The 13,550-nt window shown below is 73.9% G+C and carries 12 protein-coding genes; 10 read left to right on the forward strand and 2 right to left on the reverse strand.

The features are described 5' to 3' along the window. The 5 genes from hisH (at window position 1) to bdeA (ending at window position 3,629) form a co-directional block, all read left to right on the forward strand. A complete protein-coding gene (gene hisH / locus OG912_RS26690) occupies window positions 1-642 on the forward strand; it encodes an imidazole glycerol phosphate synthase subunit HisH (protein WP_326735684.1) in 642 nt (213 codons plus the stop codon). Further along, the gene (gene priA / locus OG912_RS26695) at window positions 642-1,367 is read left to right on the forward strand and encodes a bifunctional 1-(5-phosphoribosyl)-5-((5-phosphoribosylamino)methylideneamino)imidazole-4-carboxamide isomerase/phosphoribosylanthranilate isomerase PriA (protein ID WP_326735683.1); all 726 of its coding nucleotides are present in this window, start codon (window positions 642-644) and stop codon (window positions 1,365-1,367) included. Before hisH ends, priA begins: the two co-directional genes overlap by 1 nt. Next, window positions 1,364-1,762, forward strand: a complete 399-nt coding sequence (locus OG912_RS26700) for a RidA family protein (RefSeq protein ID WP_326735682.1) — start codon at window positions 1,364-1,366, stop codon at window positions 1,760-1,762. Before priA ends, OG912_RS26700 begins: the two co-directional genes overlap by 4 nt. Next, complete coding sequence (hisF, locus tag OG912_RS26705; RefSeq protein ID WP_327711574.1) at window positions 1,759-2,514, forward strand: imidazole glycerol phosphate synthase subunit HisF; 756 nt, start codon at window positions 1,759-1,761, stop codon at window positions 2,512-2,514. Before OG912_RS26700 ends, hisF begins: the two co-directional genes overlap by 4 nt. A gap of 191 nt (window positions 2,515-2,705) precedes the next feature. Further along, entirely contained in the window at window positions 2,706-3,629 is a 924-nt protein-coding gene (gene bdeA, locus OG912_RS26710) for a bis(hydroxyethyl) terephthalate hydrolase (protein WP_443061025.1), read from the forward strand. 64 nt (window positions 3,630-3,693) lie between these two features. On the opposite strand, the gene OG912_RS26715 is transcribed toward bdeA, so the two are convergent. Then, on the reverse strand, window positions 3,694-4,470 hold the full coding sequence (locus OG912_RS26715; RefSeq protein ID WP_327711576.1) for an alpha/beta fold hydrolase: 777 nt from the start codon (window positions 4,468-4,470) through the stop codon (window positions 3,694-3,696). Window positions 4,471-4,632: 162 nt separating this feature from the next. Between OG912_RS26715 and OG912_RS26720 the strand changes: the two genes are divergently transcribed. The 5 genes from OG912_RS26720 to OG912_RS26740 all read left to right on the forward strand — a co-directional run bounded on the left by OG912_RS26720 (window position 4,633) and on the right by OG912_RS26740 (window position 12,893). Beyond that, window positions 4,633-7,560 (forward strand): helix-turn-helix transcriptional regulator, encoded by a 2,928-nt coding sequence (locus OG912_RS26720; protein WP_327711577.1) that lies wholly within the window; start codon window positions 4,633-4,635, stop codon window positions 7,558-7,560. A 233-nt stretch (window positions 7,561-7,793) separates the two neighbouring features. Continuing rightward, window positions 7,794-9,149: a PucR family transcriptional regulator gene (locus OG912_RS26725; RefSeq protein ID WP_327711578.1), complete on the forward strand. Its 1,356-nt coding sequence runs from the start codon at window positions 7,794-7,796 to the stop codon at window positions 9,147-9,149. A gap of 242 nt (window positions 9,150-9,391) precedes the next feature. Further along, entirely contained in the window at window positions 9,392-10,990 is a 1,599-nt protein-coding gene (locus OG912_RS26730) for a sodium/solute symporter (RefSeq protein ID WP_327711579.1), read from the forward strand. Between the two features lie 39 nt (window positions 10,991-11,029). Continuing rightward, window positions 11,030-11,617, forward strand: a complete 588-nt coding sequence (locus OG912_RS26735; RefSeq protein ID WP_327711580.1) for an ArsR/SmtB family transcription factor — start codon at window positions 11,030-11,032, stop codon at window positions 11,615-11,617. 25 nt (window positions 11,618-11,642) lie between these two features. Continuing rightward, on the forward strand, window positions 11,643-12,893 hold the full coding sequence (locus tag OG912_RS26740; RefSeq protein ID WP_327711581.1) for an MFS transporter: 1,251 nt from the start codon (window positions 11,643-11,645) through the stop codon (window positions 12,891-12,893). A gap of 17 nt (window positions 12,894-12,910) precedes the next feature. On the opposite strand, the gene OG912_RS26745 is transcribed toward OG912_RS26740, so the two are convergent. Further along, on the reverse strand, window positions 12,911-13,543 hold the full coding sequence (locus OG912_RS26745; RefSeq protein WP_327711582.1) for a TIGR03085 family metal-binding protein: 633 nt from the start codon (window positions 13,541-13,543) through the stop codon (window positions 12,911-12,913). Window positions 13,544-13,550: the final 7 nt, after the last annotated feature.

Here is a 13,550-nt window from a genome sequence, read left to right on the forward strand (position 1 = left end):
GTGGATACGAAGAAGAAGGTCGTCGTCTTCGACTACGGCTTCGGCAACGTCCGGTCCGCCGAGCGCGCCCTCGCCCATGTCGGAGCCGACGTCGAGATCACCCGCGACTTCGACAGGGCGATGAACGCCGACGGGCTGCTGGTGCCCGGCGTCGGCGCGTTCTCCGCCTGCATGGAGGGCCTGAAGAAGGCCCGCGGCGAATGGATCATCGGACGCAGGCTCTCCGGCGGGCGCCCCGTCATGGGCATCTGCGTCGGCATGCAGATCCTCTTCGAGCGCGGCATCGAGCACGGAGTCGAGACCGAGGGCCTCGACGAGTGGCCCGGCACCATCGGCCCGCTCAAGGCCGACGTCGTCCCGCACATGGGATGGAACACCGTCGAATCCCCCGAGGACTCCCGGCTGTTCGCCGGACTCGACGCCGAGGCCCGCTACTACTTCGTGCACTCGTACGCGGCGCACGACTGGTCCCTCGAAGTCACCAACGCCAAGATCCGTGCCCCCAAGGTCACCTGGGCCACGCACGGCGAACGGTTCGTGGCGGCCGTGGAGAACGGCGCGCTGTGGGCCACCCAGTTCCACCCCGAGAAGTCCGGCGATGCCGGCGCCCAGCTGCTGACCAACTGGATCGAGACGCTGTAATGCCGAAGCTTGAACTGCTCCCCGCCGTAGACGTCCGCGACGGCCAGGCGGTCCGCCTGGTGCACGGCGAGTCCGGCTCCGAGACCTCCTACGGTTCCCCGCTGGAGGCGGCGCTGGCCTGGCAGCGCTCCGGCGCCGAGTGGCTGCACCTCGTCGACCTGGACGCCGCCTTCGGCACCGGCGACAACCGCGCCCTCATCGCCGAGGTGGCCGGCGCCATGGACATCAAGGTCGAGCTCTCCGGCGGCATCCGCGACGACGCCTCGCTCGCCGCCGCCCTCGCCACCGGCTGCCGCCGCGTCAACCTCGGCACCGCCGCCCTGGAGACCCCGGAATGGGTCGCCAAGGTCATCGCCGAGCACGGCGACCAGATCGCGGTCGGCCTCGACGTCCGCGGCACCACGCTGCGCGGCCGCGGCTGGACCCGCGACGGCGGCGACCTCTACGAGACGCTCGCCCGCCTCGACTCCGAGGGCTGCGCCCGCTACGTCGTCACCGACATCGCCAAGGACGGCACGCTCCAGGGCCCCAACCTGGAGCTCCTGAAGAACGTCTGCGCCGCCACCGACAAGCCCGTCGTCGCCTCCGGCGGCGTCTCCTCGCTCGACGACCTGCGCGCCATCTCCTCGCTGGTCCCGGCGGGCGTCGAGGGCGCGATCGTCGGCAAGGCGCTGTACGCGAAGGCGTTCACCCTCGAAGAGGCGCTGGAGGCGGTCTCCGTATGACCGACTCCGTCAAGCGCATCTCCTCCGGCGCCCCCTGGGAGGAGAAGTTCGGCTACTCCCGCGCGGTCGAGCTGCCGAACGGGCTGGTGCTGGTGGCCGGGTGCACCTCCGTGGTCGGCGGGGAGATCTCCGCAGGCAGCCCCTACGAGCAGGCCGTCGCCTCCTTCGAGGTCGCCTTCGAGGCGCTGAAGCAGGTGGGCCTGGGCCGCGAGGACGTCGTCCGTACCCGGATGTACGTCACGCACGCCCGCGACACGGACGAGGTCGGCCGCGCCCACAAGGAGCTGTTCGACGACGTCCGCCCCGCCGCCACCATGATCATCGTGTCCGGCTTCGTCGACCCGAGCCTGGTCGTCGAGGTCGAGGTCGAGGCCTACCGGGCAGGTGCGCGATGACGCTCGCCGTACGGGTCATCCCCTGCCTCGACGTGGACAACGGCCGGGTCGTCAAGGGCGTCAACTTCCAGAACCTGCGCGACGCCGGCGACCCCGTCGAAATGGCGAAGCTGTACGACGCCGAGGGCGCCGACGAGCTGACCTTCCTGGACATCACCGCCTCCAGCGGCAACCGGGAGACGACCTACGACGTGGTGCGCCGCACCGCCGAGCAGGTCTTCATCCCGCTCACGGTCGGCGGCGGCGTCCGCACCCCGGACGACGTCGACCAGTTGCTGCGGGCCGGCGCCGACAAGGTCGGGGTCAACACCGCGGCCATCGCCCGGCCGGAGCTGATCCGGGAGATCGCCGAGCGCTTCGGCCGCCAGGTCCTGGTGCTCTCCGTGGACGCCCGGCGTACCCCCGCCGGCACCTTCGAGGTCACCACGCACGGCGGCCGCAAGGGCACCGGCATCGACGCCGTCGAATGGGCGCACCGGGCCGCCGAGCTCGGCGCGGGCGAGATCCTGCTCAACTCGATGGACGCCGACGGCACCAAGGACGGCTACGACACCGAGATGATCGCAGCCGTACGCACGCACGTGACCGTTCCCGTCATCGCCTCCGGCGGCGCGGGCCGGCTCGCGGACTTCGCACCCGCCATCGACGCGGGAGCCGACGCGGTCCTCGCCGCGTCCGTCTTCCACTTCGGCGATCTGCGGATCTCCGAGGTCAAGGGCGCTCTGCGGGAGGCCGGGCACCCGGTCCGCTGAGGACCGGCAGGGGAGCACCGGCCGCGAGGACCGGTGAAGTTGCCGATGTGTGCCACCGGGGTGCACCGCGAGAGTGGCGACCGCCAGAGAAATACGGCGGTTCCACGCGGTGCACCCCGAAGGCCCCCGGTGACGACGGGCCCAGGGCCCCTGCCCGGCGTGGCTCCCGCCACGACCGAGAGGCCCCCCTCGTGCAGCACCTCCCCTCCGGCACCTCCCCGCGTCACCGGATGTCGAAGAGCCGTTCCCGCCTCGTCAAGGGCCTGATGGCCGCCACCGTCGCCACCGCGGGTCTGTGCACCGCGCTGATGCCGGGCGCCCAGGCCGCCGACAACCCCTATGAGCGCGGCCCGGCCCCCAGCAATTCGAGCATCGAGGCGAGCCGCGGCTCGTACGCGGTCTCGCAGACCAGCGTCTCCTCACTGAGTGTCAGCGGCTTCGGCGGCGGCACGATCTACTACCCGACGTCCACCTCGGACGGGACGTTCGGCGCCGTCGCCATCTCGCCCGGTTTCACCGCCTACCAGTCCAGCATCGCCTGGCTCGGCCCGCGGCTCGCCTCGCAGGGCTTCGTCGTCTTCACGATCGACACCAACACCACGGTGGACCAGCCCGACAGCCGCGGCCGGCAGCTCCTGGCCGCGCTCGACTACCTGACGAAGACCAGCTCGGTGCGCACCCGGATCGACACCTCCCGGCTCGGCGTGATGGGCCACTCCATGGGCGGTGGCGGCACCCTGGAGGCCGCGAAGAGCCGCACCTCGCTGAAGGCGGCGATCCCGCTGACCGGCTGGAACCTCGACACCACCTGGCCCGAAGTCCGTACACCCACCCTGATCTTCGGCGCGGACGGTGACACGATCGCCCCGGTCGCCACCCACTCCGAGCCGTTCTACCAGTCGCTGCCCAGCACGCTGGACAAGGCGTACGTGGAGCTGCGCGGGGCCACGCACTTCACCCCGAACTCGTCCAACACCACGATCGCGAAGTACAGCATTTCGTGGCTGAAGCGCTTCATCGACAACGACACCCGCTACGAGCAGTTCCTCTGCCCGCTGCCGGCGGCGAGTCTGACGATCGCCGAGTCCCGGGGCAACTGCCCCCACACCTCGTAGTTCCTGACATCTGGTGAGGGCCGGACCGCGAACAGCGGTCCGGCCCTTGCTCATGGGCGGTGCGTCAGTCGTCCTCGGTGAGGAACCCGGCGACACAGGCGGCGAATCCCGGATCGCGGACGACGGTGAGATGGTCCCCGGGCAGCACTTTCAGGCGTGCCCCCGTGAGGGCGTCGGCCAGCACCTCGGGCCGCACGGCGAGAGGATCGTCCGCCCCGGCGAGCACCAGCGTGGGTATCCGGATCCGGTCCAGCGGCAGCGCGCCCCGGTGCACCGCGCGGATCTGTGCGGCCAGGGCCAGCCGGTCGGAGCCCGTGGTGTCGGCCAGGATCCGGAAGCCCCGGGTGCGTTCGGGGGCGTCGGCCGCGTCCTCGGCCGTCAGCGCGGCCGCCACCAGCTCCGGAGGCATGGCCCGGGTGTCCAGCCCGCCCACCTCCACCGCGCCCGCGCCGATCCCGCCGACCACCAGCCGGGTGATCCGCTCGTCGTCGGCGGCCGCGAGCAGCGCCACGACCGCCCCCATCGAGTAGCCCGCCAGATGCACTTCGCCGGCACCGGTGCGGTCGATCAGCTGCCGCACGTCCCGGGCCATCACCGGCTCGCCGTAGAGGGAGTCGTCGTGCGGCTTGTCCGACGAACCGTGCCCCCGCGCATCGAGCGCGAGGACGTGGCGGCCCCGCGCCACCAGGGCCTCGACCACGCCGGGGCCTTCCCAGTTCAGCCGGGCGTCGGCGGCGAAACCGTGCAGCAGAAGCACCGGCGGAAGTCCGGCCCGTGGGCCGCGGGACCAGGACCGGTAGCGCAGCGTCAGACCGTCGTCCGTACGGAATTCATCAGTCATGGCCCGACATTACGGGCGGCACGCGCGAGACCGGGTCCGCGCTGTGCGCGTGCACAGCCAACTCCGGCTCGCCTTGGGAGGGTGCCCCGCAACCGGCCGGGCGGGAACCGGGGCCGGACGCACATCTTCCGACACTGTTTACGCGGAAGTAACGTGCCGGTTGTGACTCCATCGACGACCGTGCACAGTCCGCTCCGGCTGTACGGCCGCAGCGGTGAACTCGCCATCCTCGAAACCCTGTTGGTACGCCTGCACAACGGCGACGGCGGCGCGCTGGTGCTGACCGCACTGCCCGGCATCGGCCGCACCGCGCTCCTGGACAAGGCCGTGGCCGCACACCAGGAACGGCGCACCGGCCCCGTCCTGACCGCCACCGCGACCCCCGCCGAGCAGCGGCTGCCCTACAGCGGGCTGCACGCCCTGCTCTGTTCCGCACCCGGCCCGCTTCCGCTGCCGCCCGACGCGGTGCTGCGCGACGGCATCACCCCCACGGCGCTGCTCGTCCTGCTGCGGCAACTCGGGGCCGAACAACCCCTGTTGGTGTGCGTGGACGACGCGCACGCCTGGGACCCCGATTCGCGCGCCGCCCTCGCCTTCGCGGCCCGCCGGCTCGGCGCGGGCAGCCGGGTCGCGGTGGTGATCGGTGCCGGTGACGAGACGAGCTTCGCGGGGCTGCCCGCGCTCCGGCTCGGCCCCCTCGGCGACGACGCGGCGGCGGCCCTCCTGGACCGGATCACCGACGCCGCGGACCAGGTCGACCCGGTGGTCCGCGGCGAACTCCTCCGGGAGGCGGCCGGGAACCCCCGGCTGCTCGCCGGACTGGCCGGCCGGCTCACCCCCGACCAGCTCGCCGGCCGTACCCCGCCGCCCTATCCGCTGCCCGGCGCCGAGGATGTCCTGGACGCGCACGCCGCCCGCCTCGACGGGCTGCCCCCGGACACCCGCACGCTGCTGCTCCTCGCGGCCGCGGCGCAGGAGCACGAGCCGGAGGGCGCCGGAGCGGACGTGACCCTCCTGCTCCGCGCGGCCGCCTCCACCGGCCTCGGTCCCGCGGCGCTCGACCTGGCCCTGCTCACCCCGGCCGGGACCGCCGGAGCCCTCCAACGAGCAGGCAACCGCCTCCACTTCAGCCACCCGCTGCTGCGCCGGGCGGTCCTGCACCGCACCTCCCCGCAGCGCCGCCGCGCGGTGCACGGCCTGCTCGCCACCTTGCTGGCGACGGTCCCGGCCGACGCCCGCGGACGCGCCCGCCGACCGGTGCGACGGGCCGCGGGGGCGGGGGCAATGGGGGCGATGGAGGCGGTGGGGAGAGCGGGCGGTGACACCTGCGCCGTGCCGGCCCTTCCCCCTCGACAGGGAGCTCCCCGTCCAGGGGCGGGGTACCTGGCCGCCGGGCCGTCCGCGCTTCCCGCGCTCGTCCAGCGCGCCTGTGCCGCCGGCGGGCCCGATGACGGACTGGCCGATGCGCTGGAGGCGGTGGCCGTGGCACCTCGGCCGTACGCCGAGCGGGCAGCCGCGCTCGCCCGTGCCGCGGCGCTCTCCACCGATGAGGCGGTGCGGGACGCCCGGTTCGCCGCCGCCGCCGAGCACACCCGGCTCGCGGGAGACGCCGGCCGGGCCCGCGCACTGCTGGCCCGGATCGGCGCACGACCCGCGCACGACGGAGCGCACCTGGTACGCGGACTGCTCGCCCTGCGCGACGGGCCGGCCGCCGACGCCCACGAGGCCCTCCTCACCGCTGAGGCGCTCCTCGCGCCGCACGACCCGCGCCGCGCCGTCGACGCCCGGCTCGGTGCCGCCGAGGCCGCCTGGGCGATGGGGGACGCGCTCGCGTATCTCGATGCCATGACCCGTATCCCGGTCTCCGTATCCGATCCGGCCCTCGCCCAGTACTGCGACGGCATGAGCGCGGTGCTCCGCGGACGCATCGCCGAGGGGCAGGCGCTGCTGCGCCGCTGCCTCGACTCGGCCGGCCGGGCGCACGACCCCGCCCCGCTGCTGCGCGGCGGGGCCTCGGCCCTGGTGCTGGGCGACATCGACGCCGCCTGCCGGTTCGGGACCCGCGCCCTGGCCGCCGTACGGTCGGTCGGCCCCGAGGCCCTGCTGCCGCAGGCCCTGGAGCACCTTGCGTACGCCGAGCTCAGGGCCGGCCGCCATGCCCCCGCCCGCGCCCACGCGCTGGAGGGGCTGCACGCCGCCCGGCGTACCGGGCAGCCCAACACCGCCTCCCACCTGCATGCCGTGCTCGCACTCGCCGCCTCCGTGGAGGGCGGCACGGAGTCCTGTGCCACCCATGCCGACGCGGCCCTCGCGGGGGCCGGACCGCACGGACTCGCCCAGGCCGCGACCCTCGCCACCTGGGCGCTCGCCCGCGCGGACCTGGCGGCGGGGCGCTCCGGCGAGGCCGCGGCCCGGCTCGACCCGCTCGTGAGGCCCGGACCCCGGCGCGGTCACTTCGCCACCCGGATGCTCGCCGTACCGTGCTACGTCGAGGCGTCCGTCCTGGCCGGGCGGGCGGACCGGGGCAGGGGAGCGGACCCGGTCGCCGACGCCGTGGCGGAGTTCGCCGTCTGGGTCACGCGCACCACCGACCCCCAGGCCCCCGCCCAACTGGCCCGCTGCCGTGCCCTGCTGGCGGCACCCGCCGATGCGGCAGGACGGTACGAGGAGGCGCTCGCCCACCACGACCGGGCGGGCGGTGACTTCGAACGCGCCCGCACCCAGCTGCTGTACGGGGCATGGCTGCGCCGGCGCCGCCGCACCCGGGAGGCCAGGGGCCCGCTACGGGACGCCCTGGTCGCCTTCGAGCGGTGCGGTGCGCGGGCCTGGACCGACCGGGCGAGCGGTGAACTGCGGGCTGCCGGCGAAGCCGTGGAGGGCCCGGCGACGACCGGGGGCAAGGATCCGCTGGCCGCGCTGACCCCGCAGCAGCAGCGCATCGCCCGGTGTGTCGCCGAGGGGGCCACCAACCGTGAGGTGGCGCTGCGGCTCTCGGTGAGCACCCGGACCGTCGACCACCATCTGCGCAATGTGTTCGCGGCGCTCGGCGTCCGGTCCAGGACCGAGCTGGCCAGGCTGCTGGATCGGTAGGGACTGTCCGCGGGGTCCCTGGGCGGGCCCCGCGGGTCCTGTCCCGGGGTGGCGGGCGGACGGGAGGTTGCAGGACCGTGATGAGAAGAATGCCGCAGACCCCTAGGTACCGACCGGGCGGTATGCCATTCTGCGGGCGTCAGGATGATTCGGTGTGCTCATGCCCAATGCCGGGCTGGGTGAACCGGAGCCGGCCGTATTCCGGAGCCGGCCGAATCCCGGTGGAGGCCGCCATGCCGCAGGTCGTACGTTCACGGGTCAGGGCATTGCACGGGCCGCCCCCCGTCGCGCCGATGCCACGCCGCTTCCGTTCGCTGGCCGATCGCGAGGCCGTCGCCGTACTGCACCGGGCTGCCCGGTCGCTGGTAGAGAAGCTGCCGGAGCTGACGGACCGGCTGGTCGAGGCGCTGCGCGAGCAGGAACCCGCCTACCGCTCGGCCATCGAGGCCGACGCGGCGGAGATCTGGCAGGAGGTGCACCACTCGCTGCGGCACAACGTCGGATCGCTGATCCAGCCCCGGGAGTTCCGGGACGCCGCCCACCGCACCTCGCGCCGGATCGGCGAGGTCCGGGCCGAGCAGGGGCTGCCGCTCGACGCGGTCCTGCACGCCTTCCGGATGGGCGGTGCGATGGTCTGGCAGGACCTGGTGGACGACACCGCCCGCCGCCACCCCGAGGACATCCGGCTGCTGGTCCATGTCGCGGCGGACGTCTGGAACTTCGTGGACGAGCACTGCGGTGTCGTCGCGGACGCCTACCGGCAGACCGAGCGCCGGCTGGCCTGGCGGCGGGAGAACCGTCAGCGCCTGATGACGGCGGCGCTGCTGGACGGCACCGCGCAGATCGCCGAACTGCCGGACGCCGCCGCGATGCTGGGACTGCCGGAGCACGGCAGATACGCGGTGCTCGCCGTCTCCACCGCCCGCCGCGCCCCGCACGGCACCGCGCAGCCGCCGCTGACGCTGCCCGCGGGGACGGACGCGCTCTGGCACCCGGGCCCGGACGCGGAGTTCGCGATCCTTCCGCTGACCTGGGGCGAGAGGGCGGCGGAACGCGTCACCCCGCTCACCGACCCGGCCGGACCGGCGGCCCCCGAAGGGGACGACGCACCCGCCGGGGACATGGAACTTGCCGCGCTGGCCGCCGGGTTGTGCGCCCCGCCCGGCGCCCGGGTGGGCATCAGCTCCGTCGTCGTCGGGCTGGCGGCGCTCGGGGACGCCCGGCGGCTCGCCGAGACCGCCCTGCGGGCCTGCCCGGCCGGGGGCGGGGTCGTCCTGCTCGACGAACAGCTGCCCGCCGCCCTCGTCGTCTCGTCCCCGGGACTCGGATCGGCGCTGGCCGCCCGGGTGCTGGGGCCACTGGACCGGCTGGACCCGGCCGACCGCGACGTGATCATCGAGACACTCACGGCATGGCTCGACTCGGACGGTTCCGCGCAGCGGGCGGGGGCCCGGCTCTACTGCCACCGCAACACGGTCCTGAACCGGCTCCGCCGCTTCGAGCAGCTGACCGGCCGCTGTCTCACCCGCCCGTCCGACGCGGTCGAGGTCTCCCTCGCCCTGACGGCACGCCGCCTGCTGGCCGGCTGACGGTCCGGCGAGCACATCGCGCCCGCGCCCACCGGGCGGCAGGCGCGATGTGCTCGCGCACAGACCTCCCCCGCACCCGCTGTACCCGCGCAGCGCCCCCGCCCCGCCCGCTGTACGCGGACCCGGCCGCCTGATGCCGTAACCGGCATGTCCTCAGCGCCCCCGACACCCCGCACGCCGCGCGCCCCCGCGAGCGCCTGCGCACCTGCCGTCACACCTGCCCCGGCTCCGGGACCGCGCCGGTGAGCGGCGGCATCGACGCCCGGTCGCTGGCCGTGGTCGTCTTCCTCGGATTCGTCGCCGTATCGCTGCTGCTGTGCGGGCTGGCCGCGGCGGACCAGGACGACCCGGAGCACTTCTACGCGGGCGGCGGCTCCGCCCTCGGTCCGGCCGGGAGCGGACTGGCGATCGCCGGTGACTACATCTCGGCCGCCACCCTGCTCTCCACCACCGGCTCCGTCGCCCTCGCCGGCTTCGACGGGATCCTCTTCGCCGTCGCCACGGTCGCCTCCCTGGTCCTGGTGATGCGGATCCTGGCCGAACCGATGCGCCGCAAGGGTGTGTTCACCCTCGGCGACTTCCTGGCGGACCGGCTCGGCGACCCGACCGTACGCCGCGCCCTGGGGATCACCACCCTGGTCGTCCTGGCCCCCCTGCTGCTGGTCCAGCTCGCCACCGCGGGCCGGGTCATGGCCTCCGTGTTCGGGCTGCCCGACGGAGCACTCACCAGCTGCACCGTCGCCAGCGGCGCCCTGATGGTCTGCTACTCCGCCGTCGGCGGCATGCGCGGCACCGGTTACATCCAGATCGTCAAGGTCGCGGTGGTGCTGGCCGCGGTGACCCTGCTCGCCGGCCTGGTGCTCGCCCGCTACGGCTGGAACCCCTTCGCCCTCTTCGACGCCGCCCGGCACGGCAGCGGTGCGGGCAGTTCCTACGCGCGCCCCGGACTGCAGTTCGGCCACACCTTCGCCGGCACCCTGGATCTCCTCGGCTTCCAGCTGACCCTGGTCCTCGGGGCCGCCTGCATGCCGCACATCATGATGCGGCTGCACCCCATGCGCGACAGCTGGACCGTGCGCCGCGCCACCGTCTGGGCGGCGGCGCCGGTGGCCTTCCTGTGCACCGGCATCGTGGTGGTCGGCCTCGGCGCGTCCGCCCTGCTCGGCCACAAGGTCATTCAGGCCGCGGACCCGGCGGGCGGCACCGCGCTGCTGCTGGTGACCGGCGCACTCGACCCGGGCGCCGACGGGCCGCGCGAGAGCCTGCTGTTCGCGTTCGTGGCCTGCGCGGTGTTCGCCACCACACTGGCCGCGGTGGCCGGCATCACGCTGGCCGCCGCCTCCTCCGTCGCCCGCGACTTCACGGCGAAGGCCCGGTCCCGTACGGCCGCCCGGTCCGACCGGTCCGCCGGGCGGGAGATCCTCCGCGCCCGTCTGGCCGTCGTCCTGACCGGCGCGCTCTCCGTCTACGTGTCGACGTACACCCACGACCGCAATCCGCAGGTGCTGCTCTCGCTGTCGTTCGCCGCCGCGGCCTCCGTACTGCCGCCGGTCCTGCTGTACGCACTGTTCCGGCCGGGCTTCAACGCGCGCGGGGTGCGCTGGACGGTCTACGGCACGCTGCCGCTGATCGCGGTCCTGATGGTGTTCTCGCCCGCGTTCTCCGGCACCCACATCGCGCTGTTCCCGTCCCGCGACTTCCACTGGTTCCCGCTCCAGACGCCGGGGCTGGTCACGATCCCGGCCGGATTCCTGCTGGGGTACCTGGGGTCCCGTGCCGGGCGCGGGGAGCACCCGGCGGCAGAAGGACCGACCCGTCGCGCAACTTTTATTGCGCAATAGATATTGCGCAAGTTTTCTTTCCTATCTACCGTGGAGGGCATGGCAAGCAACGAATCACGCCGGGTGTCCGACCTCGGCACGCTCAAGGCGTTCGGGCACCCCCTGCGGATGAAGCTCTACCGGGCGCTCTACATCGCCCGGCAGGCCACCGCCTCCCAGCTCGCCGAGCAGGTCGACGAGCAGGTCTCGCTCGTCAGCTACCACCTGCGCAAGCTCGCCGACCACGGCCTGATCGAGGAGGCCGACCGGGAGGGCAAGGACGGCCGCGAGCGCTGGTGGCAGCCCGCGTCGAAGGGGCTGCGCTTCCACGACGAGGACTTCAGCGACGCGCCCGAGAAGGCCGCCACCCACACCGCCGTCAGCCGGCTCTCGTTCGACCAGCACATCGAGATGTACCGCCGCTTCCTCGACGCGTACCGGAGCTGGTCGCCCCCGTGGCGCAAGGCGTCCTTCACCTCGGAGTACCTGGCCCGGCTGAACCCCGAGGAGCTCTCCGCGCTCGAACGCGAGCTGGACGGAGTCATCAGCCGGTACGAGGAACAGGGCCGCGCCCGCGACGAGGCCGGCGACACGGAGAACCGCGAGAACGTCGCACTTCATCTGTACGGCTTCCCGTTCCGGACCTGATCCGGCGAACCGAGAGGACGACCCCGTGACCGTCACCCTCAGCGCCACGGAAACCACCGGACGCCCCGCCCACCGTGACGGCAACGTCCTGCGCTGGCTCGGCGCCTACACGGCGTCCATGATCGGCGACAGCGTCTACTACATGGCCCTCGCCTGGGCCGCCGCCCGCACCGGGAGCGCCGCGCAGACCGGACTGGTGCTCGCCGTCGGCTCCATACCCCGGGCCGTGCTGCTGCTCGGCGGGGGAGTGCTCGCCGACCGGCTCGGACCGCGCCGCGTCGTGGTCGCCGGTGACACCGTCCGCTGTCTCGTCATCCTGGGCCTGGCCGGCACCCTGCTCCTCACCTCGCCCACCGTGTGGATGCTGGTCGTCGTCGCACTCGTCTTCGGTGCGGCCGACGCCCTCTTCCTGCCCGCCGTCGGAGCCCTCCCGCCCCGGATCACCGCCGCCTCCCAGCTCGCCCGCGTCCAGGGCATGCGCGGGCTCGCCACCCGTACCGCCACGGTCGTCGGCGCCCCGCTCGGCGGCGTCGCCGTGGCCCTCGGCGGCCCGGTCCTCGCCTTCGCCGCGGCGGGCGTGCTCTTCGCCGTCTCGCTGCCGCTGCTCCTTGCCGTACGGATGAGCCCGCTGCCCGTGACCGGCACGGCCGAGGCGAAACCCGCGGGCACCGCCTGGCGCGAACTGGCCGACGGGCTGCGCCACATCCGCCGCCATCCGCTGCTCGGACCGCTGATGCTCGTCGTCGCCGTCAGCGAACTCGGCTTCGTCGGACCGCTCAACCTCGGCCTGATCCTGCTCAGCGACGAACGCGGCTGGGGCGCCTCCGGCATGGGCTGGGTCGTCGCCGCCGTCGGCGTCGGCGCGGGCGCATCGGCCCTGCTGCTCACCGTGCGCGGACGCGTCCCCCGGGCCGGTCTCGTCATGTGCCTCACCGTGCTGACCGGCGCCGCGGCCATCGGAGCCCTGGCGTACGCCCCCTCCGTGCCGCTGGCCGCGTGCGTCGCGGTCTTCATCGGGCTCTTCGTCGGCCTCGGCGGCGCGCTGTGCGGCGCCCTCCTGCAGACCGCCGCCGACCCCGCCTACCTGGGCCGGGTCACCTCGGTCTCGACGCTCTTCACCCACGCCCTGTCGCCGCTCAGCTACCCCGTCACCGGCGCGGCCGTCGCGCTCTGGGGCACCGGCCCGGTCTTCGTCGCCAGCGCCGCCCTGTGCGCGGCGGGCGCGGCGACAGGCCTGTTCCTCGCCCCGCTGCGCCGCGCGGAACTCCCGCACTGAGCGTGCGGCGCGCCGCGCTACATACCGAGCTTCGCCGTCGTCATCCGGCCGATCGCCTCCGGCTCGCCCTCCAGCTCCACCCGCGCCGCCTCCTGCCGCCCGAACGCGAACATCAGCAGCTCACCCGGCTCACCCGTCGCCGTCACCACCGGGGTGCCCTTGTGCGCGACCACCGTCTGGCCGTCCGGGCGGCGCAGCACCAGCCCCACCGGAGCCTTCCGCCCCAGGACCCGCGCAGCCTTCTCCGTACGCGACCACAGGACATCGGCGAAGACCGGGTCCAGCTCCCGCGCCGACCAGTCCGGCTGCGCCCGGCGGACGTCCTCCGTGTGCACGTAGAACTCGACCGTGTTGGCCGCCTCGTCCAGTTGCTTCAGCCCGAACGGGGACATCCTCGGCGGACCCGTACGGATGAGCTGGATCAGCTCCTCGTACGGCTTCTCGGCGAATTCGCCCAGGACCCGGTCACGCCGGTTCTTCAGCGGGCCGATCACCGTCCCGGCCGCCGCGTCCGGGCGGCGCTCCCGCATCACCACATGGGCCGCCAGCTCCCGGGCCGTCCAGCCGTGGCACAGGGTCGGCGCCTCGGGGCCCACCGCCTCCAACAGGTCGGCAAGCAGAAGTCGTTCGCGCTTCGCATGGGTCGACATGTCCGCC

The organism is Streptomyces sp. NBC_00464, from assembly GCF_036013915.1.
In the GTDB taxonomy this organism is placed as follows: Bacteria; Actinomycetota; Actinomycetes; order Streptomycetales; family Streptomycetaceae; genus Streptomyces.